At 63.9% G+C, this 25,319-nt stretch carries 14 protein-coding genes and 1 pseudogene; 10 read left to right on the top strand and 5 right to left on the bottom strand.

Annotated features, from left to right (window positions below; genetic code table 11):
- Nucleotides 1-250: 250 nt before the first annotated feature.
- The 4 genes from PW947_RS06480 to PW947_RS06465 form a co-directional block, all read right to left on the bottom strand.
- Nucleotides 251-3,649, bottom strand: a complete 3,399-nt coding sequence (locus PW947_RS06480; RefSeq protein WP_299630236.1) for a hypothetical protein — start codon at nt 3,647-3,649, stop codon at nt 251-253.
- Nucleotides 3,650-4,986: 1,337 nt separating this feature from the next.
- Complete coding sequence (locus PW947_RS06475) at nt 4,987-6,372, bottom strand: sigma-54 dependent transcriptional regulator (protein WP_299630235.1); 1,386 nt, start codon at nt 6,370-6,372, stop codon at nt 4,987-4,989.
- Between the two features lie 479 nt (nt 6,373-6,851).
- Entirely contained in the window at nt 6,852-8,474 is a 1,623-nt protein-coding gene (locus tag PW947_RS06470) for an SH3 domain-containing C40 family peptidase (RefSeq protein WP_299630234.1), read from the bottom strand.
- A 164-nt stretch (nt 8,475-8,638) separates the two neighbouring features.
- Entirely contained in the window at nt 8,639-9,094 is a 456-nt protein-coding gene (locus tag PW947_RS06465) for a hypothetical protein (RefSeq protein WP_299630232.1), read from the bottom strand.
- A gap of 390 nt (nt 9,095-9,484) precedes the next feature.
- Between PW947_RS06465 and PW947_RS06460 the strand changes: the two genes are divergently transcribed.
- The 3 genes from PW947_RS06460 to PW947_RS06450 all read left to right on the top strand — a co-directional run bounded on the left by PW947_RS06460 (nt 9,485) and on the right by PW947_RS06450 (nt 12,270).
- A complete protein-coding gene (locus PW947_RS06460) occupies nt 9,485-9,910 on the top strand; it encodes a phasin family protein (protein ID WP_299630231.1) in 426 nt (141 codons plus the stop codon).
- 623 nt (nt 9,911-10,533) lie between these two features.
- On the top strand, nt 10,534-10,980 hold the full coding sequence (locus PW947_RS06455) for a DUF2844 domain-containing protein (protein WP_299630609.1): 447 nt from the start codon (nt 10,534-10,536) through the stop codon (nt 10,978-10,980).
- A gap of 9 nt (nt 10,981-10,989) precedes the next feature.
- Nucleotides 10,990-12,270, top strand: a complete 1,281-nt coding sequence (locus tag PW947_RS06450; protein WP_299630229.1) for a DUF3443 domain-containing protein — start codon at nt 10,990-10,992, stop codon at nt 12,268-12,270.
- 374 nt (nt 12,271-12,644) lie between these two features.
- Here PW947_RS06450 and PW947_RS06445 read toward each other — a convergent pair.
- Nucleotides 12,645-13,706, bottom strand: a pseudogene (locus tag PW947_RS06445) (putative zinc-binding metallopeptidase); the annotation flags it as partial.
- Nucleotides 13,707-14,253: 547 nt separating this feature from the next.
- Here PW947_RS06445 and PW947_RS06440 point away from each other — a divergent pair.
- From PW947_RS06440 to PW947_RS06410, 7 genes are all read left to right on the top strand, one after another.
- Complete coding sequence (locus PW947_RS06440; protein ID WP_299630227.1) at nt 14,254-17,787, top strand: transglutaminase family protein; 3,534 nt, start codon at nt 14,254-14,256, stop codon at nt 17,785-17,787.
- A 28-nt stretch (nt 17,788-17,815) separates the two neighbouring features.
- On the top strand, nt 17,816-20,557 hold the full coding sequence (locus tag PW947_RS06435) for a circularly permuted type 2 ATP-grasp protein (RefSeq protein ID WP_299630226.1): 2,742 nt from the start codon (nt 17,816-17,818) through the stop codon (nt 20,555-20,557).
- The gene (locus PW947_RS06430) at nt 20,554-21,471 is read left to right on the top strand and encodes a transglutaminase family protein (RefSeq protein ID WP_299630225.1); all 918 of its coding nucleotides are present in this window, start codon (nt 20,554-20,556) and stop codon (nt 21,469-21,471) included. Before PW947_RS06435 ends, PW947_RS06430 begins: the two co-directional genes overlap by 4 nt.
- Nucleotides 21,472-21,556: 85 nt before the next feature.
- Complete coding sequence (locus tag PW947_RS06425) at nt 21,557-21,982, top strand: MarR family transcriptional regulator (RefSeq protein WP_299630223.1); 426 nt, start codon at nt 21,557-21,559, stop codon at nt 21,980-21,982.
- A gap of 59 nt (nt 21,983-22,041) precedes the next feature.
- Nucleotides 22,042-22,530 (top strand): MarR family winged helix-turn-helix transcriptional regulator, encoded by a 489-nt coding sequence (locus PW947_RS06420; protein WP_366146097.1) that lies wholly within the window; start codon nt 22,042-22,044, stop codon nt 22,528-22,530.
- A gap of 83 nt (nt 22,531-22,613) precedes the next feature.
- Nucleotides 22,614-23,714 carry an HlyD family secretion protein gene (locus PW947_RS06415; RefSeq protein WP_299630222.1) on the top strand — a complete coding sequence of 367 codons (1,101 nt, stop codon included), beginning with the start codon at nt 22,614-22,616 and terminating at the stop codon, nt 23,712-23,714.
- A gap of 18 nt (nt 23,715-23,732) precedes the next feature.
- Nucleotides 23,733-25,313, top strand: a complete 1,581-nt coding sequence (locus PW947_RS06410; protein ID WP_299630221.1) for a DHA2 family efflux MFS transporter permease subunit — start codon at nt 23,733-23,735, stop codon at nt 25,311-25,313.
- Nucleotides 25,314-25,319: the final 6 nt, after the last annotated feature.

Raw genomic sequence — 25,319 nt, 5'->3', positions numbered from 1 at the left:
CGTGTGAGGGTGGTGTTTTGGTGATGTCCACGCGGACGGGCGTGGGATTGTCGGGGTTGGGGTTTGGGGTTCTAGTATCCTGGTTTCCGGTTTCCGGTTTCCGGTTTCCGGTTTCCGGTTTCCGGTTTCCGGTTTCCGGTTTCCGGTTTCCGGGTTCCGGGTTCCGGGTTCCGGGTTCCGGGTTCCGGGTTCCGGGTTCGCTTGGGTTGTCCGGTTTCGGTTTTGGTTCCGCTTCCGGTTACGCCTGAGGTCAGGTCGGTGAGGCGTTCCATGCGAACGCAGCGGTCCGCGCAATGCGGATCGTCGAACGCCGTCGCGGTGTTCGACAATCGCTGCCGGTTCTTATTACCTGAGTGTTCATTTTGTCGTCCGCAAAAGACAACGCGGCGCTGCCATGTCTGGTCAGCGCCGCGCTGGATGGTTGCCGCGTGGGCAATTCGACGGGATACGCGTTTTGTGAGGGCGCGTATCCCGTGATTTGATACCCGGTCGGCGATACATCCACCGATCGGTTTGCCGCGTTGCGGGGTGGTTTAGTGGCTGCCGCCGCCGTGACCGCCGCCACTGCCGCCGTTACCGCCCGAGCCGTAACCGCCGCCGTGACCGCCGCCGAAGCCGCCGCCCTTACCACCACCGAAGCCGCCGCCCTTACCACCACCGAAGCCGCCACCGAAGCCGCCACCAGGACCGCCGGGGCCGCCCTTGCCGCCGTTGCCTGCGCCTGCGCCGTTTCCAGAGCCTGCGCCGTTGCCTGCACCTGCGCCGTTGCCGGAACCTGCGCCGCCGCCAGCACCTGCGCCGTTGCCAGAGCCAGCACCGCCGCCAGAGCCAGCACCGCTGCCATGGCCGCCACCGCTGGAGCCGCCGCCGCTACCACCGCCGGAGCCGCCACCGCTACCGCCGCCGGAACCGCCGCCGCTACCACCGCCGGAACTGCCGCCGCTACCACCACCGGAGCCGCCGCCGCTACCGCCGCCGGAGCCGCCGCCGCTACCACCGCCATGGCCGCCACCGCTACCACCACCGGAGCCGCCGCCGCTACCGCTACCGCCGCTACCGCCACCGCTACCGCCGCCATGGCCGCCACCACTACCGCCGGAGCCGCCACCGCTACCGCCGCCGGAGCCGCCACCGCTACCACCGCCGGAGCCGCCACCACTACCGCCGCCGGAGCCGCCACCACTACCGCCGCCGGAGCCGCCACCACTACCGCCGCCGGAGCCGCCACCACTACCGCCGCCGGAGCCGCCACCGCTACCGCCGCCGGAGCCGCCACCGCTACCGCCGCCGGAGCCGCCACCGCTACCGCCGCCGGAGCCGCCACCGCTACCGCCGCCGGAGCCGCCACCACTACCGCCGGAACCGCTGCCTCCGCCATGGCCGCCACCACTGCCAGCACCGCCGCTTCCACTTCCGGAACCGCCACCGTGACCAGTTCCACCGTTGGAGCCGCTGCTGCCACCGCTCTTGCCGCCTTCGCCGCCGCTGTGGCCGGTTCCACCACTGGAGCCGCCGCTGCTGTGGCCGCCTTCGCCACTGCTGCTGTGACCGCCTTCACCGCCGCTGCTATGGCCGCCTTCGCCGCCGCTGTTGTGACCACCTTCGCCGCCACTGCTGCTGTGACCGCCTTCACCGCCGCTGCTGTGACCGCCTTCACCGCCGCTGCTATGGCCGCCTTCGCCGCCGCTGTTGTGACCACCTTCGCCGCCACTGCTATGGCCGCCTTCACCGCCGCTGCTGTGACCGCCTTCGCCACTGCTGCTGTGACCGCCTTCACCGCCGCTGCTGTGACCGCCTTCGCCGCCGCTGCTGTGACCGCCTTCGCCGCCGCTGCTATGGCCGCCTTCACCGCCACTGCTGCTGTGACCGCCTTCGCCGCCGCTGCTATGGCCGCCTTCACCGCCACCGCTGCTGTGACCGCCTTCGCCACCGCTGCTGTGACCGCCTTCGCCACCGCTGCTATGGCCGCCTTCGCCACCGCTGCTATGGCCGCCTTCACCGCCACCGCTGCTGTGACCACCGTCGCCACCGCTGCTGTGGCCGCCTTCGCCACCGCTGCTGTGACCGCCTTCGCCACCGCTGCTGTGACCGCCTTCGCCACCGCTGCTATGGCCGCCTTCGCCGCCACCGCTGCTGTGACCGCCTTCACCGCCGCTGCTGTGGCCGCCTTCGCCACCGCTGCTGTGACCGCCTTCACCCCCGCTGCTGTGGCCGCCTTCGCCACCGCTGCTATGGCCGCCTTCACCGCCACCGCTGTGGCCGCCTTCGCCGCCACCGCTGTGACCACCTTCGCCGCCACCGCTGTGACCGCCTTCACCGCCACCGCTATGGCCGCCTTCACCGCCACCGCTATGACCACCTTCGCCGCCACCGCTGTGACCACCTTCGCCGCCACCGCTATGGCCGCCTTCGCCGCCGCCGCTGTGACCGCCCGAGCCACCACCGTGACCGCCTTCGCCACCGCCGCTATGACCGCCCGAGCCACCACCGTGACCGCCTTCGCCACCGCCGCTATGACCGCCCGAGCCACCGCCGTGACCGCCTTCGCCACCGCCGCTATGACCGCCTTCACCGCCACCGCTGTGACCGCCTTCACCGCCACCGCTGTGACCGCCTTCACCGCCACCGCTGTGACCGCCTTCGCCGCCACCGCTATGGCCGCCACCGCTATGGCCGCCTTCGCCGCCACCGCTGTGGCCGCCTTCGCCGCCACCGCTGTGACCACCTTCGCCGCCACCGCTGTGACCGCCTTCACCGCCACCGCTATGGCCGCCTTCACCGCCACCGCTATGACCACCTTCGCCGCCACCGCTGTGACCACCTTCGCCGCCACCGCTGTGGCCGCCTTCGCCGCCACCGCTGTGACCGCCTTCACCGCCACCGCTATGACCGCCTTCGCCGCCACCGCTGTGACCGCCCGAGCCACCGCCGTGACCGCCTTCGCCGCCACCGCTGTGACCGCCCGAGCCACCGCCGTGACCGCCTTCGCCGCCGCCGCTGTGACCGCCCGAGCCACCACCGTGACCACCTTCGCCACCGCCGCTGTGACCGCCCGAGCCACCGCCGTGACCACCTTCGCCACCGCCGCTGTGACCGCCCGAGCCACCGCCGTGACCACCTTCGCCACCGCCGCTGTGACCGCCCGAGCCACCGCCGTGACCACCTTCGCCGCCGCCGCTGTGACCGCCCGAGCCACCACCGTGACCGCCTTCGCCACCGCCGCTGTGACCGCCCGAGCCACCACCGTGACCGCCAGAGCCGCCACTGCTGTGACCGCCCGAGCCGCCACCGTGACCGCCATGACCGCCGCCGCCGTTGTCGCCACCACCGCCGTTGTTACCGCCGCCGCCGTTGTCGCCACCACCGCCGTTGTTACCGCCGCCGCCGTTGTTACCGCCGCCGCCGTTGTCGCCACCGCCGCCGTTGCTACCACCACCGCCGTTGCTACCACCACCGCCGTTGCTACCACCGCCGCCGTTGCTACCACCGCCGCCGCTATTACCGCCGCCGCTATTACCACCACCGCTATTACCACCACCGCTATTACCACCACCGCTATTACCACCACCGCTATTACCGCCACCGCCGCTGTCACCAGCGCCAGTGTTCCCACCCGCGCCCGCGCCACCGGTGCCGCTTCCGTCGCCACCGGACGCGCCGCTGCCCGTGCCACCGTTCGAGCCGCCAGGCGTGCTGATCGCGCCGCCTGCGCCGGACGAGCCATTCGAGGGTGGGGTGGATACGCCGCTTTGTGAATTCGCTGCGCCGGTTGCGTTTCTGCCCGAGCCGCCAGCATCGCCAAGACAGCCAAGTGAACCGGCCGAAGGACAGTCGCCGACAGCCGACTGAGCCAGTACCAGAATCTCCGGCAGCATTGCGCTGCTCGTGGTGGGGGTCGGCTGCGCAGAGAATGCGCCGTCGGGTGTGTTCAAGTTCGGTTGAGCCCAAGCTGCCGTTGCGCACAAACCTACGGCAACTGCCAACACTGCCCTACGCGGTCCATTTGTCCGATCTTTGCGATTCTGTTTCACATTGTTCTCCTAACTATCTATTTTCAATTGCTGAAATAGCTAGGCAATTTCCGTTTTGCGGCGAATGGGGAAGTCCACAGGCCATCACGGTATTTGCTTGAACGCAGGTTATGCAACGACGCAAGTGATTACCGTTCGTTACCCCACTCATCAGAAGTTTGGCAAGCTGATTCAAGGGTTAATCAGCAGAGAGAGCCTGTAAAAACGGGTAAAAAATCACCTGCCGATCACGTGATTCGGAATTTGCGTCCATTAAATTCGGATCACGAATTAAACGTGACAAAAAAAATATTCAAAAAAATGACTATTTTTATGGGCTCTTAGCGTGTTTTTGAATTTTTATGGTGACTTCAAAACAACAGGTCGAGTCGATGCAATAGCGCATCGACATGCATTGCACCTGAGGGATTTCCCCAAGTTTTTCATTCGATAGCGAAGGCTTTCTTCATATGCTTCGAAGTACAGATCGTATTTCGTGAGGTGCGTTATGTGTGTGAAAGAAAACTCGCTTCAATCAACATCAGCATCTTAAGCATGCGGGAATCACGCAGCCGGACATCATCGTGATGCGTCCAGGTACGACGATTGAAACATGCTGGTTCAACCACGTATCGGCGGTAACGAACGCAACAGGGCAAATGGGAACGGACGGAACGAGCAGGGACAACAACGACGTGACCACGACGCATGCATCGACATCGAACGACACACGCGTATTGCACGCACGACGCACGACGCATCGCGAGACGCGCATCGAACAACGCGCATCAAACAACGCGTATCAAACGCAGATCGCGAAACACACACGTCGCGAAGCACGCGCATCGCGAATCGAGCGTCGCGAATCGCGTAGCGAAAATCGACTTCAGGGGAGGAGTACCGAAACGCAGGCGAAACTTTAATCGCTGCGCGGTATCGCGCAATGTGGGCTACGCCACACTGCGCGATCGAATGGTCAGACGAGGGCGACAGCCGCAGCGGAGTCTTCGGATTCCGCTGGCGCACGAAGGCCGTGCGTGGTCAACAAACGGTACAACGTGACGCGTGAAATGCCGAGTTCCTGTGCCGTGTCGCCGAGGCGTCCACGATGCCGTAGCAACGCGAGTTCGATCGCGTGACGTTCGGCTGCGCCACGTGCCTGCGCAAGCGACACCGGCTCGATCTCGACATAGCCCGCAAGGTCGAGATCGCGTGCGCTGATCGCGCGTCCTTCCGACATCACGATCGCGCGACGCACGCGGTTGATCAACTCGCGAACGTTGCCCGGCCAGCTGTAGTTATGCAGAGCCGCAATCGCATCCGGCGAGAAGCCGCGCAAGCTACGTCCCGCATCTTTCTTGAAGCGTTCGAGTGTGTGATGCGCGAGCAGTTCGATGTCCTTGCCGCGTGCGCGCAAAGGTGGCTCGTCGAGTTGCAGTACGCATAAACGGTGATACAGGTCGGCACGGAAACGACCTTCGAGCATCGCCGAATGCATATCGACGTGCGTCGCGGAGATGATGCGCACATCGACCGGCGTCGTCGTATGACCGCCGAGTCGCTCGACCTGACCTTCCTGCAAAAAGCGCAGCAAGCTCGCCTGACTTTCGAGCGGCAGGTCACCGATTTCATCGAGAAACAGCGTGCCGCCATTGGCCGATTCGACGCGACCGATCTTGCGTTGATTCGCGCCCGTGAACGCACCGCGTTCATAACCGAACAGTTCGGATTGCAACAGGTGCGGCGGAATTGCGCCGCAGTTGATCGGCACGAACGGCTGGTTGCGTCGCGGCGAACGTGCGTGAATGGCCTGCGCCGTCAACTCTTTCCCGGTGCCCGATTCGCCCGAGACGAAGACCGGCGCGTCGGTGGTCGCAACCTTGCGGATCGAGCGGAACAGCGCAAGCATCGCTTCGCACGAACCGATGATTTCGCCTTCGCCATGCGCATCGGACGATGCCGGTGCGCGCGTCGCGTTCGGCTCGCCGAGCGACACCATGCCATACGCATGACCGACGGCATCGACGATGCGATCGTCGGAGACCGGCAGCGTCACGTAGTCGAAGCAGTAGTCGCGGATCAGGCGTCGCACATGCGGGTCGTCAGTCTGTCCGATGCTGACGATCGCCACCCAACCGACCTGCGAACCCGACAGAAACTCTTCGAGCGTGCGCAGATGTTGCGGCAGCACGAACGTCGAAAAATCGAGCACGCCTGCGCAAGCCGGCCGCGATTGCAGCGCGCCCTTGCGCGCGAGCGTCGGCTGCATGTATTCGACGTCCCAGTTGCAGGCTTCCAACCGGGCACGAAGCGTAGGCGAAGCGGTGTGTGCCGCATAGATCAATTTTCTGATCGGGTACATGTGTCTTCTCAATGAGCGCACGAATCAGAAAACCCGAAACATAAGGTTAGGCGCGCGCGTTATTACGAATCGAAAATCAGTCTGGAACGCAGTATGAGGGCTTTAGAAAAAAGGCGATAGCACCGCAAACGTTTGGCGACGGATGAATTGTGTCGATGACACAAGGAAACCAATTGAAGAAATTTAGGAAATAAGAACTTCGTTCGGCCAGGTCGAACAAATTACGGAAATTTGTTCTGATCGCCCGCCTGGCGGGCGTTTGCGGCCGGTCCGGCGTTTAAATCGGGCGCGTCGTCCGGTTTATGTTTTGCGGAAGCTAATATATTACTTATTAGAGAATTATTTACGTCCAAAACATACGCAATTCTGACCGAATAATCCTGGGTAACTGTGTAGATACTGAATTGTCATACTGTCGCCAGCCGCGTTAATTTCGCGGCGGTCGTCCCAGTTCGCAAAAAGCGCACTGGGACGACGCATTAACCGGCGGGATTGTCGTCGTCGGGTGGAACGGGTGTCGTGCCGTCGGGTGCACCGAGAATGCTGACCTGGAAGATCCGCGTACCTGCCAGCGATTCGAGCGCCGGGTCTTCCGGCATTTGCGCGAGCAGCGGCAGGATCACCGAGCCGCCGATGATCGCGCGACGGCTGTTGTCCGCCGGGCGCATGCCCCAGACGTCCTGATAGACGACCGGCACGGTGCGACCGTCGCGGGTCGTCGTGCCGATATACAGCATCACATGACCGCCGATGTAGATCAGCGAGCGCATCGGCTTGCCGTGCTCGACCAGCCAGTCGAGCCGTTGCCCGACGCTCGACGCGGACAGGTCGGTCATCTGGCCGGCGCTCATCTGCGTGGACGAATGGCGCGGCAACCACACGCCGAACGCAGCGAAAATGCTCTGCAATTCCGACGAGCAGTCGTTATAGAAACCCGTATTGCCCCAACCGTAAGGCCGCCCGATCAAGCCGGTCATCAGCATGGCGAGGTGGTGCGGCGTCGCGCGCCACGGCAACGTCGCGAGTTGCGAAGCGTCGGGTTGCGCGCGGCGGATCACTGCGTTGCCGTCGATGTCGCGCGCGGGAATCAGCACCGTCCTCGCGTTTTGCGAGGTGGCGGACTCACGGGCGGCGTTTGCCGATGCCGACGCGAGCGGTAGCAGCGTGCCCGCGGGTGCATCGAACCGGAACGTGCCGCGCGTGTCGCGGATCGATGCAGATGCAACGATCACGGCAGCGAGTCCGTGGTTCGCGGCGTCGCGCCATTGCGTGACGAACGCTTCGTCGACGGCGGCGATCTCGTCGCTACGAACCCAACCTTGTACTTCCGGCGTCTGCACATAGCGCCAGCCGCCGTCGAGGCTGCTGCCCAGCACGTACAGCGGCGTGCCCGGCCGCAGCGCGGAAATCTGCAGGTTGTCGAACGGATAGCCTTCGCCTGCCAGCCGGTGACTGTAGAACGACGGATCGAACGTCGGCAGTTCGCGAACCAGCACGTTGTCCGTCGAGATTGCGCGCCGCGCGGGCAGATAGCGCGCGTCGCGTTCGAACTGGCCGACATCCATATTGCGCGCGATCGCGTCGATCCACGCCTGCGTGTGCGGCCGGAAATTCTGTCCGTAACCGATGTCGTGCGGCGCTTTGCCGGTGTTGTCGAACCACGCGATCCGGCGGCGCTGCAACGCGGCGATATCCGCGCCAGCATGCGAATAGACGCGCGTGACGACATACGCGGGATTCCACGGCGACGGATCTTTCGCCGACGTGCCGAAGTAGCGCGCCCGCAACGCGGCGAAGTGCGCGTGCTGATCGGCATCGCCGAGAAACGGCTGGTCGTAGTTGGGATCGGCGGGATCGAGCCAGTGATCGACGTTCTGATCGTAGGCCGACATCGGGAACAACCCGACTGGATCGACAGGTGCAACCGAACTCATGGGTGTCGGCGTGCTGCATGCCGTCAGCGCGATGCACAGCGCCGCGAGCGGCGCGAGATAGCGCGCCCGGGCAGGCTCCGGATGGTGCAGGTGACGGCTGGCTGAAGCGGAGCCGCTCAGCGGACGAACGACGGCGCGGTACAAAAAGCGGCGAACGGCAAGAGGCATGATGCTCGGCGAGAAAGGTCAGGCCACGATGATAAGGCCTTCCGCGTCGCCGGATTGCGACGTGTTCGCGTCGCGCGGAAACGCGCAGGGCCAGCCGCGCCCGAAAGCGCGGCTGGCCCCACGATGCTGCTACGGACGATGCGTCGAACGACGCGCCGTCGTTTTTATTCCGGCGTGCCCGGCGGCGGCGCGGGCGGCGTGCCGTGTGCGCCGGCTTCCGGTGCGGGACCGTGCGGATGACCCGGACCACCGTCCTTCGGCATCCTGTTCGACGCGACCAGGTCTTCAGCCAGGCTGGTGCGCAACGTCGCGATGGCCTGATCCGGATTGGTCGGCTTCAATTGTTCGCGCGCCAGCGAATCGTAGACGTAGTGGCGCAGGAACGGATCCTGGGTCTTGTTCAGCACGTCGTGATACACCGCGACGATCTGCTCGGGATGACCGGTCATCGAATACAGGCGGCGCAGTTGCTCCAGGTCGTTGACGACAGCGAAGCCCGGGCCCATCGGCGGATGCGGCGGAGGCGCTTCCTGAGCAAAGGCGGACGACATGGATGCAACGGACAGGACGGCGGCGGCGAGCGCGGCGGCCGTTGCCGCGTTCGGAAAGGCCAGTTTCATGGTGGAAGCCTCATCGGATCAAACGCCGGCGCAACGTTGCGCCAGCACCCCATGAAGTTAGACGACAAAACGCAGCAACGGGTTACGGTTTCCTCACGCTGCCTTACATCGGTTTGCGGCGAAATCGTGACAGCCGCGCGGGTGGCCCGGCACGCGCCGGTCCGGCAAGGCGCGGCGTCGGCGGACGGGTTTGCCCAGGGTGGGTGCGCTGGCGGAACGCGGTAAGAAAGCGCATGATTGTTGAGGATGCCGCGATGCCCCGCAGCATGACAAAGCGGGAAATCCAGCTCACACGCGACCGGCCGCACGGTCCGCTGCGCGGCTTTTGCGCGGCGCGCACCGGCAGTTCACGCAGCCGGCACCATTGTCATCATGATAGGGAGACTGGGTATGCTACGACCTGACGCCGCCAATCCGTTTGGCGATTTCACCAAAATGCTCGAGCAGTTCAAATTGCCGGGCTTCGATGTCCCCGCCATCATGGAAGCGCGACGCAAGGACGTGGAAGCGCTCGTCACGGCCAATCAGGCGGCCTTCAGCGGAATGCAGTCGCTTGCGCAGAAACAGGCGGACATGCTGCGTACCACGCTCACCGAACTGCAAACGCTGGCGGGGCAGTTGACCACGTCTGGCGGCACGCCGTCGCCGCAGGCGGCGGAACTGGTGCAGCAGACCTTGCACAAGGCGCTCGCCGACATGCAGCAACTCGCGCAGGCGGCGTACCAGACGCAAGCGGAGTCGTACGCGGTGATCGCGAAGCGCGTCGAGGAAAATGTCCAGGAACTGAAAACGCTGCTTCAGCAGAAAAAGGTCTGAGTTTTAATCAGGCGTTTTAAATATTCGCGAATTGCGGAGAGTTGACGATACAGAATGCCGGTCCACCGAAAGGTTGGCGACCGGCATTTTTTTCGCCATCGTTTTGAAGGTTGGGCTGAAAGTTACCGTTTATGCGAAGTTTTTCCTCGGGATTACCCGAGATTTAATCATCAGATAAAAGTAACAGTGCAGTGTTATTAGTATGATGAAATAACAAAAATACCGATCATTTTGAAGCGTATCCTTAATAAATCCGGGTGAATATCAGCGCTTACGAAAAATTTATTTGCCCGGACAAAATACGCACATCTGTTCGCTTCAAACATCGCGAATTGCAAAAAAATCCGTGCAAGCCGCGACCCTTGGTAATCCTTCTCTTCAGATCAAACGGCTATCCGGCGCACAGGCGATTGACCGCTTAAGTGCCGGATCGCAAACGATTGCAACACACGTATCGGACCGCTAAAGTTTCGGCCCGCCACTCCGTAGATGCACTCACGCAGCTTCTTGAGTGATCGACGTGCCGGCTCTCGCCGGATGAGGGGAGTGCGCTCCGTGTTTGTCGCGTGTGATCGGACTGGTTAGTCACCGCGTTTCATCTCGAAGGAATTCACTTGAAATCGATGCTTTACACAGGCATTGCTTGCGCAATGCTGGGGGCGACTTTTGTCTGTCCGCTTCCCGCTTTCGCCGCGCTGGGCCAGACCGTCGGATCGATCGATACCGATGCGTCCCAACTGAAAGCGACCGCGCATAGCGCCACGCAGCAATCGGGTTACACCGTCCATCTTCTGACGCTGCCGACCGGCGGCACGGTCCGCGAATTCGTATCGGCCGGCGGCGTGGTGTTCGGCGTCGCGTGGCAGGGTCCGACCTTGCCCGACCTGAAGACGCTGCTCGGCGCGTCGTTCGAGCCGTATGTCGCCGCGACCGCGACCCGCACGGCGATTCCCGGTGTCTCGACCGACGACCTCGTGGTCGAGTCGGGAGGCCATCTGCGTGCCTTTGCCGGTCATGCGTATCTGCCGAAATCGGTGCCGTCCGGCGTCGATACCGGCGCGATCCAGTAAGAGGCCCGCATGCGCAAGATTCATTCATTCGCGATGCTGCTGCTGAGTGCCTGCCTGGCCGCGCTGCTGATGTCCGCGTGCGGCGGTGGCGGCGGTGGCGACAGCAGCGGCAGCAGTGCCAGCACGTCGTCGAATTCGACGTCCAGTTCGGTCAGCACGCCGTCCACATCCACCACCACCTCGCTGAAGGTGTTGTCCGCGAACGCGGCCGCCGTGACGATCGACAACGGCATCAACAACGTGCCGAACATGCCGTTCGTCAGCGTCACCGTGTGCGCGCCGGGCACGACCAACTGCACGACCATCGATCACGTGCTGGTCGATACGGGTTCGTGGGGCTTGCGGGTGTTTGCGTCGCAATTGCCGTCGTCGATGGCGTTGCCGCAGGAACAGGACGGCTCGGGCCATTCGCTGGCCGAATGCATGCAGTTTTTCGACGGCTACACGTGGGGTTCCGTGCGTCTCGCGGACATGCAGATTGCCGGCGAGAAAGCGTCGTCGCTGCCGGTCCAGGTAATCGATCCGAGCTACAAGTCCGTGCCGACCGATTGCCAGAGCGTCGGCTCGTCGCGTAGCGCTGCGTCGGCGCTGGGCGCGAACGGCATCCTCGGGATCGGCGTGTTCAAGCACGATTGCGGCGCGGCGTGCGTGTCGACCGCAGTGCCGGCCACGTATTACGACTGCACATCGACCTGCACGTCGATTGCGCTGGCCGAGCAATATCAGGTGGCGAATCCGGTTCCTTACTTCGCGACCGATAACAACGGCTCGCTGCTGGTATTACCGTCGATCGCGACCGAAGCCGCGTCGTCGTTGACGGGACAACTGATCTTCGGGATCGGCACGCAGAGCAATAACGGGCTGGGCAGTGCGCAGGTGATCGGCGTGAACGCCAACGACGGCCGCTTCACGACGATGTTCAACGGCGTCACGTATTCGAACAGTCTGATCGACAGCGGCTCGACCGGCCTGTTCTTCAAGACGACCGCGATGTCGGCCTGTAGCGGCGGCAACAGTTCCTATTACTGCCCGACCTCGACGCAGCAGTTCAGCGCCACGATTATTGGCGCGAACGGCACGACGAGCGCGGTGAACTTCAGCGTTGGCAATGCGGCGACGCTGGCGACGACCTACAACGGCGACCCGGTTCAACCGTTGCTGGCCGGTCCGGCCTTCGTCGACAACTCGATCTTCGACTGGGGTTTGCCGTTCTTCTACGGCCGTAGCGTGTATGCCGCGATCGAGCAGCAAAGCACGCCGGGCGGCAATGGCCCGTACGTCGCGTATTGAACGGTTGCAGGTGATCTGACTTCGAGAGAGTGGACGTGCGAAGGTTGATCCGACGCATCGGTCACGTTGAATGCCCCCGCTTGCGGGGGCTTTTTTTATGCGCGAGCGTTTCGTGCGTCGAAGGGTGACTAGACGACCGGCGTGTTCGAGACTGCCTGCGGCGGCGTCAGATTCGGCTGTTCCGGCGCGGGTTCGGTGGGTGTCGATACCGGCGCGGGCGCGGCGATGGGCGGCTCCGCCGACGGAGCGATCCCCGGTGCGCTTCCAACCGGCGCCGTCGTCACAGGATCGACCACGGCAGGCGCGGTCCCGCCCGGCGCCACTGGCGCCATTGGCGCAACCCCCGGCTCCACCCCAGCCGCCGCCACTGTCGTCCGTCTGCCCGCCGCATCCGCGATCACCCGATGCACGAAGCGCAGCTTCTCGATCACCGGCGGCGCGAGCGTGAACGGATATCCGTCCGCCATCCCCAGACTGCGGTTCAGGCTGTTCAACGCGTAAGTCAGCGGAAACCAGCGCTTCATCAGATTATCGAAGCTCGCATCCTCGACCGGCGTCTGGTCGGTCAGCGTCGGCTCGGTCGGATCGTGCGGGATCAGCGCGACGCCGTAAGACGTCGACGTATCCAGCACGTCCACGATCAAAAGATAATGCGCCCAGGTTTCGGCCCAGTCCTCCCACGGATGCATCGTTGCGTACGCACTGATGTACGACTTCGCCCAGTCGGCCGGCGCGCCGTCGCGGTAGTACTCGTCGAGCGCCTCGCCGTAGTCCTTGCGCTCGTCGCCGAACAGCGCGCGGAACGGCTCGTTCCAGCGCGTGCCGCTCACCAGACGATCGAAATAGAAGTGCCCGGTTTCATGCCGGAAATGGCCGAGCAGCGTCCGGTACGGCTCGCCCATCGCGGTACGGACTTTCTCGCGATGCGCGTCGTCCGCTTCGGCGATGTTCAGCGTAATCAGACCGTTATCGTGACCGGTCATCACCTTGCCGCCCTCGCCGGTATCTTCGAGGAAGACGAACTCCAGGCCGTGTTCCGGATCGGCCGCGCGCGATACGACTTCGAGATCCAGCGACCCAAGCGTGTACAACAGCCGCCGCTTCGCCGCTTCCAACCGGTACCAGTACAGCCGGTTGGCGGGCTCGCTGAGGTTCGGGATGGTCCGGGTCAACTGGCAGGAGGCACAGAGGTCGTCAGTCGAGTCGGCGGGAATCATCCAGTTGCAGACGTTTTCGACCGCGTAGTTATGACATTGCCGGAACAGCGCGCCGTCCGCCTGGGAATGCAGACTGCGCCAGCGACCGTCGCCTGCGTCTTCGAATGCGCTGATCTCGCCGAGCGCCGGCACATAGCCCAGCAGCGCGTTGCAGCGCTCGCACTGCACGTTTTCGAAAAACACGAGATGCTCGCAGCGATTGCAGTGGAAGGTTTTCATCGGTTTCAACGTGCCAGAAAGAAGTGAGTCACGGAAATTCAGGCGGGCTCGACACGGCGATCGGCCTGGATTAAAAACGCATTCGAATCAAGCCGCTAACCGGCCTGAAGCCGCGCCATCGCGATGATGGCAACCGGAGTGTCGACGCAAACTTCGTGCCGCATAATTTTGGCGGGTCACCGGATTAACGCATAGTACGTGCATGATGGGGCATGCTGGATGCGCCGCCGTGGTGCGGCCGCTGTCGGCCACGCGCGACGCCGGAAACGCGGTGAAATACAAACACTCGCGCAACGACCGCCGATGGCACTATGCTGGCGCGCACGGATCGCGCGCAGCCCGGGCCCAGGTCGCGTCCGACCGCGTCGGGACGGGCTTGCGGCGGGCTGGCAGCGCCGAGCGCAATCCGGCAGCAACGGGAACACAGCACGCAACACAGCAGGCAACGAATCAGCAGCAACCACACGATAGATAAGCCGCATTTTTCGAAGTCAACGGCATAAAGCTTGCTTTTTGGCGGGCTGCCACTCTTTGTGAAGGAGTTCATGTGTCGATCCGCGTCGCGTTGAACCACGTCACCCACTACCGGTATGACCGGCTCGTCGGGCTGTCGCCGCAGGTGGTCCGTTTGCGCCCGGCGCCGCACTGCCGTACACCGATCCTGTCGTATTCAATGCGGGTTGAGCCCGAAAACCACTTCATCAACTGGCAGCAGGACGCGTTCGCCAACTACCAGGCGCGCCTCGTGTTTCCGGAGAAGACCCGCGAGTTCAAGATCACGATCGATCTGGTCGCCGAAATGGCGGTCTACAACCCGTTCGACTTCTTCCTCGAACCGTCCGCGGAAAAATTCCCGTTCGACTACGCGCCGGGCCTCGCCGACGAACTCGCGCCGTACATGATCAAGCGCGAAATGACGCCGCTGTTCGCCGCGTTCGTCGCCAGCATCGACCTGACACCGATGGTGACCGCCGACTTCCTGGTCGCGCTGAACCAGCGTCTGCAACGCGATATCGGTTATCTGATCCGGATGGAACCGGGCGTGCAGACGCCCGAGGAAACGCTGACCAGCAAGTCCGGCTCGTGCCGCGATTCCGGCTGGCTGCTGGTCGAAACGCTGCGTCAGCTCGGTCTCGCCGCGCGCTTCGTGTCCGGCTATCTGCTGCAACTCGCGCCCGATACGAAATCGCTCGACGGCCCGAGCGGCACCGAAGTCGACTTCACCGACCTGCACGCGTGGTGCGAAGTCTATCTGCCGGGCGCGGGCTGGATCGGCCTCGATCCGACGTCGGGTCTGCTGGCCGGCGAAGGCCATATTCCGGTCGCGTGCACGCCGGAACCGGGCAGCGCCGCGCCGATCTCCGGCGCCGTCGATGAATCGGAAGTCGAGTTCGAACACACGATGTCGATCGAGCGGGTGCTCGAAACGCCGCGCGTGACCAAGCCCTACACCGAAGAAGTCTGGGCCGACGTGCTCAAGATGGGCGAGAAGGTCGATCACGACCTCGCGGCGATGGACGTGCGTCTGACGATGGGCGGCGAACCGACCTTCGTCGCGGTGCGCGATCGCGACGCCGCCGAATGGAATACCGACGCGCTCGGACCGACCAAGCGCGGCTACGCGCTGTCGCTGATGGACAAGCTGCGTGCCGAATACGGCGCGAACGGTTTCCTGCATATCGGCCAGGGCAAGTGGTATCCGGGCGAGCAACTGCCGCGCTGGGCGCTGTCGCTTTACTGGCGCGCGGACGGCCAGCCGTGCTGGAACGACCCGTCGCGTTTCGCCGACGACCGCGAGCCGGGCGAGTACACCGCCGCCGACGCGCAGCGTTTCCTCGCGCATCTGGCGGGCAAGCTGACGCTCGATCCGTCGTTTATCCAGCCCGGCTACGAAGACGCGTGGTACTACCTGTGGCGCGAGCGTCGCTTGCCGGTCAATGTCGATCCGTTCGACACGCGCCTCGACGACGAACTCGAACGGATGCGTCTGCGTCGCGTGTTCGACGCGGGGCTCGCCGCGCCGACCGGCTATGTGCTGCCGATCGCGCGTTCCGAAGCGAAGTCGCTGAATCCGTCGAAGTGGGTCAGCGGACCGTGGTTCTTCCGCGACGAACGGATGTATCTGATTCCGGGCGATTCGCCGATGGGTTATCGCTTGCCGCTCGATTCGTTGCCGTGGGTATCGGCGAGCGACTATCCGTATCAGCATGCGCATGATCCGTTCGCGCCTGCCGCGCCGCTGCGTGGCGCCGCCCAACTGCGCTCGCAATACGAAGGCGTATCGACGGCGTACCGGAGCGGTGAACTCGGTCCGAATGGCGAGCCGCTGGGCACGCCGGGCGGCGACGCGTTCGCGACCGGTAACGGCCCGCACGGCGCGGCGGCTTTCGGCACCGCGGACGGTCGCGGCCCGGGTAGCGGCAACGGTTACGGTCCGCACGGACGCGGCCCGTCGCTGGCCGCGCGCGTGCCGGAGCACGGCGAATCGGCGGGCTGGCTGACGCGCACTGCGTTGTGCGTCGAGGCGCGTGACCCGGCGCGTGCGGCGGGCCCGAAAGTCGAAGAGGACAAGTTCGGCAGCGGTCTGAAACTGTTGCACGTGTTCATGCCGCCGTTGACCGAGCTCGACGACTATCTCGACCTGCTCGCCGCGATCGAAGTCACGGCCGCCGATCTGAACATGAAGATCGTGATCGAAGGCTATCCGCCGCCGCGCGATCCCCGTCTGAAGATGTTGCAGGTGACGCCCGATCCGGGCGTGATCGAAGTGAACATCCATCCGGCGTCGAACTGGAAGCAACTGGTCGATCACACCGAGTTTCTGTATCAGGCGTCGCACGAAACCTATCTGTCCACCGAGAAGTTCATGACCGACGGCCGCCATACGGGCACCGGCGGTGGCAATCACTTCGTGCTCGGCGGCGCGACGCCCGCCGACAGTCCGTTCCTGCGACGTCCGGATCTGCTGGCGAGTCTGGTCGCATACTGGCTGAATCATCCGTCGTTGTCGTATCTGTTCTCGGGGATGTTTCTCGGACCGACCAGTCAGGCGCCGCGCGTCGACGAAGCACGCAACGACCAGGTGTACGAGCTGGAAATTGCATTCCGCGAACTGCAATATCAGATCGACCGGCTCGGCGGACGCGATAGCGCGACATTGCCGGCGTGGCTGATCGACCGGTCGCTGCGCAATATCCTGATCGACGTGACGGGCAATACGCACCGTTCAGAGTTCTGTATAGACAAACTCTATTCGCCCGATGGTCCGACCGGTCGTCTCGGTCTGCTGGAACTGCGCGGTTTCGAAATGCCGCCGCACGCGCGCATGAGCCTCGCGCAGCAACTGCTGCTGCGCGCGCTGGTGGCGCGCTTCTGGCACACGCCGTACACCGGACGCCTGACGCGCTGGGGCACGGAACTGCATGACCGGTTCCTGCTCGGCACCTTCATCGAGATGGATTTCGACGACGTGCTGGCCGATCTGAACGAATCCGGCTACGCCATCGACGCCGAATGGTTCGCGCCGCACTTCGAGTTCCGGTTCCCGCTGGTCGGCGAAATGAACGCGAACGGGATTGCGCTGACGGTCCGCACCGCGCTCGAACCGTGGCATGTGATGGGCGAGGAAGGGTCGCCGGGTGGCACGGTGCGTTACGTGGATTCGTCGGTGGAACGGCTGGAAGTGCGGGTGCTGGGTCTGAACGACAACCGTCACCGGATCACCGTGAACGGCATCACGTTGCCGTTGCAACCCACCGGCCGCGTCAGCGAATACGTCGCGGCCGTGCGCTTCCGGGCATGGGCGCAACCGTCGGCGCTGCACCCCACCATCGGCGTCGATGCGCCGCTGACGTTCGACGTCGTCGATACGTGGAGTGGCCGCTCGATCGGCGGATGCCAGTATCATGTCGCACATCCGGGCGGGCGCAATTACCAGACGTTCCCGGTCAACGCTTACGAGGCCGAAAGCCGGCGTCGTTCGCGTTTCTTCACGACCGGCCACACGCCCGGACCGCTGACGGCCGAACCGCCGCAGCGCAGTCTGGAGTTCCCGTTCACGCTGGACTTGCGCTACCGGTGACCGCCAAACCCTATAACCGATACTAATCTTGGCATTTCAATCGACTCTGCCCTTCGAAGCGTCCGCACTCAACGCGGACGCGGATGCCATGCTGCGGTTCTTGCGGCCCTTGCCGGTCCGCGAAGGGCATTGGGACGAACTGCGCGACGCAGCCGGTGTGCTGCGCGATCCGTGGCGGCAGTTTTTCGAGCGTCTGGGAGAGGACGGCGTCGCCGATCTCGAACGCAAGAGCGCCGCGGTCGCGCAGCAGATCCGCGACAACGACATCAGCTACAACGTCTACGCCGACAACGGCGAACCACGCCCGTGGTCGCTGGATCTGTTGCCGCTGCTGATCGGCGAGGCCGAGTGGGCTGAACTGGCGCGTGGCATCGAACAGCGTGCGCATCTTCTGAACGCGATCGTCGCGGATATTTACGGCCCGCAAACGCTGCTGCAACGGGGATTGTTGCCGCCTGCGCTGGTGTTCGGGCATCCTGGCTATCTGCGCTCGGTGAGGGGTTTCACGCCGCCGGGCGGTCAGTATTTACAAGTTGTCGCACTCGATCTCGCGCGTGCGCCGAACGGCGGCTGGACCGTGATGTCGCAGCGGACCGGCGCGCCGTCGGGACTTGGTTACGCGCTCGAAAACCGGTTGATCGTGTCGAGCCTGTTCGCCGATCCGTTCCGTTCGTTGCATGTGCATCGTCTTGCACCCACGTATTCGCAACTGATCGCGACGCTCGCACAATCCGCGCGCGCGACGATGGGCACCAAGGACGGCGCCGGATTGCAAGGCTCGCCGCATATCGCGTTGCTGACGCCGGGGCCGTTTGCCGAAACCTATTTCGAACATGTTTTTCTCGCGCGCTATCTGGGTGTAACGCTGGTCGAAGGTAAAGACCTGACAGTGCGCGGCGACATGCTGTACCTGAAGACGCTCGCCGGACTCGAGCGGGTTCACGTGGTGTTGCGCCGTCTCGACGACGCGTTCTGCGACCCGGTCGAACTGCGCGCGGATTCGTCGATCGGCGTGCCGGGCCTGTTGCAGGTGATGCGCGCGGGCAATGTGATCGTGTCGAACGTGCCGGGTTCGGGCTTCGTCGAATCGCCGGCGTTGCATGGTTTCATGCCGGGCATCGCGCATGCGCTGCTCGAAGAAGAGTTGCTGCTGCCCGGCGTGCCGACCTGGTGGTGCGGCGAGGAAGCCGCGCGCGAGCACGCGTTCGCGCATCTCGACGACGCGTTTATCGAACCGACCTGGCCGAATCCGCCGGTCTCGCCGGCGCTGCCCGCAGCACAACGCGACGTCGCGCCCGGTTTGTCCGAAGGGCTGCAACGGCTATCGACCTGGCGTAAGCGGATCGAAGCGCAGCCCGACGGTTTCACGATTCAATTGCCGTTGCCGTTTGCAAGCACGCCGCGCTATGAAGACGGCGTGCTCGGCAACCGGCCGTCGGTGCTGCGCGTGTATGCGATCGCGAATTCGAACGGCGGCTGGCATGTGATGCCGGGCGGCTTCACGCGGCTCGCGGGCGAGCGTCAAGCCACGGTGTCGATGCAGTTTGGCGGCAGCAGCATCGACACGTGGGTGTTGTCGAGCGCGCCGACGTCGAATTTCTCGATGCTGCCTTCGCCGATGCAGCCGTCCGACCTCGCGCGCAAACATCGCACGGTGTCGAGTCGCGCGGCGGAAAATCTGTTTTGGTCCGGACGTTACGGTGAGCGCGCCGAAAACAACGTGCGCCTGATGCGGCTGATTCTCGGCTCGCTCGACGGCACCGACGCCGATCCGATGTTCACAACGCTGGTCGAACTGGCCGTGCAGGGCGGCCTCGTGCAGATGGGCGATCTGCCCGCGCAGCAGTCGCTTCAGGCATTCGAGCGCACGCTCGTCGCGAACCTGAACGAGACCGCCGGCGCAACCAGCATCGGCCAGAATCTGGCGTGGCAGGCGCGCGCGAACGGCGAGATTCGCGGCCGTCTGTCGAACGATCACTGGCGCACGATTCTCGCCGCGCGTAACGATTTCCGCGATGCGTTGCGACGCCTCGCGCCGTCGTCGGCGGCGTCGAGCGGTCCGCTGTTCGGTGGCATGGAGAGCGCCGCCAGCACCACGAACGGCGCCGCGGAACCGGCGCGCAACGGCGTCAGCCGTGGCAGCGCGACCGGCAAACCGATGCAGAACCGCTACGACCGGGTGGCGCTGACCAATGCACTGGAGCACCTCGCGACGCAATTGTCGGCGATCAGCGGCGCACAAGGCGACCGGATGACGCGCGACGAAGCGTGGCGTCTGCTGTTCGCCGGACGGCACATCGAGCGTGTCGCGGCGATGACGTCGATTCTTCGCGTGGTCGCGGAGAAAGGCCAACTCGCGAGCCCGGCCGGATTCGATCTGCTGCTGCAACTGTTCGACAGCACGCTGACGTACCGGCAGTTGTATCCGGGGCGCTTCGAAGTGCCCGCGCTGATCGACCTGCTGGTAATCGAACCGACCAATCCACGCGGTCTGTATGGCGTGTACGGACGTCTGTGCCGCAAACTCGACGAAATCGCGGCGGCGGCGGGCGGTGGTATCGCGCGACGTCGGCCTTTCGCCGAATGGTTGCCGCGCGTCGAGACGCTGCCGTCGCTCGAACGGCTGTGCGCCACTTCGCCGGGTGGCAAGTACACCGCGCTGATCGATCTGTGCGACACGCTCGGCGCGGCGGTGGGGTTGGCGGCCAATGAAATCAGCGCCCGTTATTTCAGTCACGCGACGACGTTCGCATCGCAGGTGTCGTCATGACTCAAACTGCTGCACCGGCGAGCGCGCCGGCCGCTCCCACCGTGCTGTCCGTGTCGCATCGGACCACGTATCACTACTCGACTTACGTTGAAACCGCGCAGCATCTCGCGACGATCCGGCCGCTCAACAGCGCGTGGCAGCGGGTCGTGTCGCACGACGAGCGCATCGAGCCGAAGCCGTCGTACGTGCATAGCCGGGTCGATGCATTCGGCAACGACGTGCTGTATTTCGCGCTCGACGCGCCGCACGAGCGCTTGCAGATGGTCAGCGAAACCACGGTTGCTCTGACTTCGCGCTGGACCCGCCTCGATGCCGCCGGCACGCCCGCGTGGGAAACCGTCGCCGATGCGTTTCGCTACAGTGTGGGCGGCGAGTTCAGGCCTGAAGCGGAGTTCTGCTTTGCGTCGCCGAACATCGTGATACGGCCCGCGTTTCGCGCGTATGCGTTGCACAGTTTTACGCACGGGATGCCGGTCGCCGTCGGCGCAATCGACCTGATGCACCGGATTCACGCCGACTTCGCGTACCGTCCGTCCGCGACGATGTTCGATACGCCCGCCGAACGCGCGTTCGAGTTGAAAAGCGGCGTCTGCCAGGATTTCGCGCAGGTGATGATCGGCTGTCTGCGCGCGCTCGGGTTGCCCGCGCGTTACGTCAGCGGCTATCTGCGCAACGATCCGCCGCCGGGTCAACCGAGGCTGATCGGCGCCGACGCGTCGCATGCGTGGGTATCGGTGTATTGCCCGGGCAGCGGCTGGATCGACCTCGATCCGACCAACGACGTCCTCGCGGATCGCGATCACATCACGCTGGCGATCGGTCGCGATTACAGCGACGTGTCGCTGCTGCGCGGGATGATCCTCGGCGGCGGCGCGCATCGCGTCGAAGTCGGCGTAACCGTGCTCGCGCTGTAGTTATCTAATCGTCGGTATCGGCGTGTCGCACAAATTTTCAGCGCGGCACTTGCATGTGTGCTTATGCACACCTATACTCGTTTCCATGACTCGACCCCTCTCTTACGACGAATGCAACTGTTTCGCGCTGCGGCAAGCGGCGCGTTACGTCACGCAAATCTATGAACGCCATCTTGGCGCGGTCGGCGTGACGGCGGCGCAATTCACGATTCTCGCGAAGCTCGCGCGCAAGCCGAACCTCACGATGGCCGATCTCGCGGATTCGATGGTGATGGAGCGCACCACACTTGTGCGCGCACTCAAACCGCTGCAACGCGACGGTCTGGTCACGACAGATTCCGCAGATCACGACGCACGCACCTACGTATTTAGTCTGACCGAAGCGGGTGAATCGCTGTTCGATCAGGCGGCGGTCGCGTGGCGCAATGCGCAGGATGAGTTCGAAGCGAAGTTCGGCCCCGCGCGCGCCAAGGCGCTACGTGGCGAACTGTTCGAAGTCAGCACCGAATAACGCGGGCGTCGGCGCTCCAAAATTTTTTATCGCTAAATGTGCATATGCACCCAGACACGATGCATGCAGAAGACGACTGTTTTGCGATTCGCCAGGCGGCGCGCTATGTCTCGCAACTGTACGACCGGCATCTTGGGCGGGTCGGTATTACCACGACGCAATTCTCGATCATGTACAAGCTGCAACGCGGCGTGTCGATGACCATGAGGCAGCTTGCCGATGCGATGGTGATGGACCGGACCACGCTGGTCCGCGCGATCCAGCCACTGCAGCGCGACGGCTTCATCGCCATGGATGATCGCGCCGCGCCGGATTGCAAGGCGCGCACGCTGAAGCTGACAGACGCAGGACTGACGAAGCTCGATCACGCGCACGACCATTGGCATGCCGCGCAGCGTGATTTCGAGCAACAGTTCGGCGCGGAACGGGCGGCGTCGTTGCGACGCGAGCTGTTCGCGATGACGCACTATCCGGTGCGCAACCAGACTGCGCCAACCGCCCCGCACACGCACGATTCCGAAGACAACGCCCAACCGCAATCCGCATAAAACCCGCAGCAGATCGACCGGCGCGACCATCCGATGTTTCGCGCTTTTTTTCACGGCTAACAGTGCATACGCACACACAAAACATGTCCACTACCCCTTCGACTCTCGCGCCAGCCGGCGCGTCTGATAGTGCCCGGCCCGCGCGACGGATTCCCTGGATGTTGCTCGGCACCGTGGCGGTTCTGATCGCGATTGCGGCGGCGTCGACGTACTGGTTCGTGATCGGACGCACGATCGAGACGACCGACGACGCGTACGTGGGCGGCGACGTGACGGTGATGTCGCCGAAGGTCAACGGCTTCGTGACCCAGGTGCTGGTACGCGACAACCAGTTCGTGCACGCGGGTCAGGTGCTGGTGCAACTCGACGCGCGCGATTACGACGCGCGGCTCGCGCAGGCGAATGCCGATTTGCAGGGCGCGCAGGCGGCGGTGATCGAATTGCAGGCGCGCAAGTCGCTGCAACTCGCGACGATCAACGAACAGGCAGCGGAGGTGAAGTCGTCGAACGCGGAAGTCACGCGCAGCGCCGCCGATCAACTGCGCTATCGCGAACTCGTCAAAGACGACGCGGTATCGAATCAGGTCGTCGAACGCGCCGACGCCGATCTCGTGAAAGCGCACGCCGCACTCGATCGCAGCGGCGCGGGCCTGATCGCCGCGCAGCGTCAGTTGAACGTACTCGACGCGCAGGTCGGCGATGCGCAGGCGCATGTCGCGACTGCGCAAGCAGCGGTGCGCGTCGCCGCACTGAACGTCGAATACACGACGATCCGCGCGCCGATCGACGGTTATATCGGCAATCGGACCGCGCGCGTCGGCTTGCTCGCGAATACGGGCGTGTCGTTGCTGACGGTGGTGCCGTCGAGCGGCTTGTGGATCGACGCGAACTTCAAGGAAGACCAGTTGAAGAAGATGCGCGTGGGCGATACCGCGGAGGTCGCGCTCGATGCGTCGAGCCGCACCTTGCATGGCGTGGTCGACAGTCTCGCGCCGGCAACTGGCGCGACGTTCAGCGTATTGCCAGCGGAAAACGCGACCGGCAACTTCACGAAGATCGTGCAGCGCGTGCCCGTGCGTATTCATCTGAGCGTGCCGCAGGAGATGCAGGGCGTGTTGCGCCCGGGCTTGTCGGCGACGGTGAAAGTGCATGTCCAAGGCGACAACGCCAACACGAACGGCTAGTCAGACAAGGCGATCGCGATGACACAGACCCTTTCCGCGCCGATGAACCCGGCCGATCTCCCGACCCGTACGAAGGTGTTCGCATTCGTGCTGATGTGCGTCGGTTTCTTTATGGCGACACTCGATATCCAGATCGTCGCATCGTCGTTGCGTGACATCGGCGGCGGATTGTCCGCGAGTCAGGACGAATTGTCGTGGGTGCAGACCTCGTATCTGATCGCCGAGATCATCGTGATTCCGATGTCCGGTTGGCTCACGCGGGTGTTTTCGACGCGCTGGCTATTCGCGTTCTCGTCGCTCGGATTCACGATCACCAGCATGTTGTGCGGCCTCGCGTGGGACATCAATTCGATGATCGTGTTTCGCGCGCTGCAAGGCGCGCTCGGCGCCGCGATGATTCCGACCGTGTTTACGACGGCTTTCGTGCTGTTCCCCGGCAGACAGCGGCTGATCGCCTCGACGACGATCGGTGCGCTGGCCTCGCTGGCACCGACCGTCGGTCCGGTGATCGGCGGATGGATTACGTCGCAATGGTCGTGGCATTGGCTGTTCTATCTGAACCTGATTCCCGGCATCTTCGTGACGGTGCTGGTGCCGAAGTTCGTGCGCGTCGATGAGGCGGACGTGTCGCTGCTCAAACGCGGCGACTATCTCGGCATCGTGCTGATGTCGGTGTTTCTGGGTTGCCTCGAATACGTGCTCGAAGAAGGACCGCGCAAGAACTGGTTCGGCGACGACGTGATCGTGCTCTGCACGTGGGCGTCGGCGGTGTGCGGGTTTCTGTTCCTGATTCACGCGTTCACCGCGAAAGAGCCGATCGTCGATCTGAAAGCGCTTGCGGTTCGCAACTTCGGTATCGGCAGCTTGCTGTCGTTTATCACCGGGATCGGCATCTTCTGCACCGTGTTTCTGACGCCGGTTTTTCTCGCGCGCGTGCGCGGTTTCGATTCGCTGCAAATCGGTCTGGCGTTGCTGTCGGTCGGGTGTTTCCAGTTGATCGCGCTGGTCGTCTATTCGACGCTCGCGCGCTGGATCAACCTGCGCGTGCTGATGGTGTTCGGCCTGGTCTGCTTCGGTGTCGGCTGTTATCTGTATGTGCCGCTGACGAGTCAGTGGGGATGGCAACAACTGCTGCTGCCGCAAGCGTTGCGCGGTATCGGCCAGCAGTTTTGCATTGCGCCCATCGTCACGATGGCGCTCGGTTCGCTGCCGCCGTCGCGGCTTCGTTCGGCAAGCGGACTCTTCAACCTGATGCGTAACCTGGGCGGCGCGATCGGCATTGCGGTCGCCAGCACGATGCTGAACGATCGCCTCAACTTTCACTACGAACGTCTCGACGAACATCTGAGCACGGGACGGCCGGTCGTCGAGTCGCTGTTGCAACAACAGGGCGCGCATCTCGCGGCAATCGGCGGCGACGCGATCAACGCGGCCAGCGCCGGGCTCGGGTTGCTGCATTCCGTGCTGATGCGCGAAGCGCTCGTGCTGACGTTCTCCGATGCATTTCTCGCGGTCGCGTTGTGCTTCGTCGTCGCGGTGATCAGCGTCGCGTTTTCCCGTCCGTTCGGATTCGGCGCACCGCCGCCCGACGCGCATTGATCGCCG

The sequence above is a fragment of the Paraburkholderia sp. genome (assembly GCF_028283785.1).
Lineage (GTDB): Bacteria > Pseudomonadota > Gammaproteobacteria > Burkholderiales > Burkholderiaceae > Paraburkholderia.
This window is presented reverse-complemented; position numbering and strand designations above follow the sequence as displayed.

Bases quoted from the DNA above. Each gene is read 5' to 3' on its own strand.
- PW947_RS06420 (WP_366146097.1), top strand. From the start codon at position 22,042: ATGCATGCAGAAGACGACTGTTTTGCGATTCGCCAGGCGGCGCGCTAT.
- PW947_RS06425 (WP_299630223.1), top strand. From the start codon at position 21,557: ATGACTCGACCCCTCTCTTACGACGAATGCAACTGTTTCGCGCTGCGG.
- PW947_RS06470 (WP_299630234.1), bottom strand. From the start codon at position 8,474: ATGCCTCTTGCCGTTCGCCGCTTTTTGTACCGCGCCGTCGTTCGTCCG.
- PW947_RS06410 (WP_299630221.1), top strand. From the start codon at position 23,733: ATGACACAGACCCTTTCCGCGCCGATGAACCCGGCCGATCTCCCGACC.
- PW947_RS06455 (WP_299630609.1), top strand. From the start codon at position 10,534: ATGCTTTACACAGGCATTGCTTGCGCAATGCTGGGGGCGACTTTTGTC.
- PW947_RS06465 (WP_299630232.1), bottom strand. From the start codon at position 9,094: ATGAAACTGGCCTTTCCGAACGCGGCAACGGCCGCCGCGCTCGCCGCC.
- PW947_RS06460 (WP_299630231.1), top strand. From the start codon at position 9,485: ATGCTACGACCTGACGCCGCCAATCCGTTTGGCGATTTCACCAAAATG.
- PW947_RS06430 (WP_299630225.1), top strand. From the start codon at position 20,554: ATGACTCAAACTGCTGCACCGGCGAGCGCGCCGGCCGCTCCCACCGTG.
- PW947_RS06450 (WP_299630229.1), top strand. From the start codon at position 10,990: ATGCGCAAGATTCATTCATTCGCGATGCTGCTGCTGAGTGCCTGCCTG.
- PW947_RS06475 (WP_299630235.1), bottom strand. From the start codon at position 6,372: ATGTACCCGATCAGAAAATTGATCTATGCGGCACACACCGCTTCGCCT.
- PW947_RS06415 (WP_299630222.1), top strand. From the start codon at position 22,614: ATGTCCACTACCCCTTCGACTCTCGCGCCAGCCGGCGCGTCTGATAGT.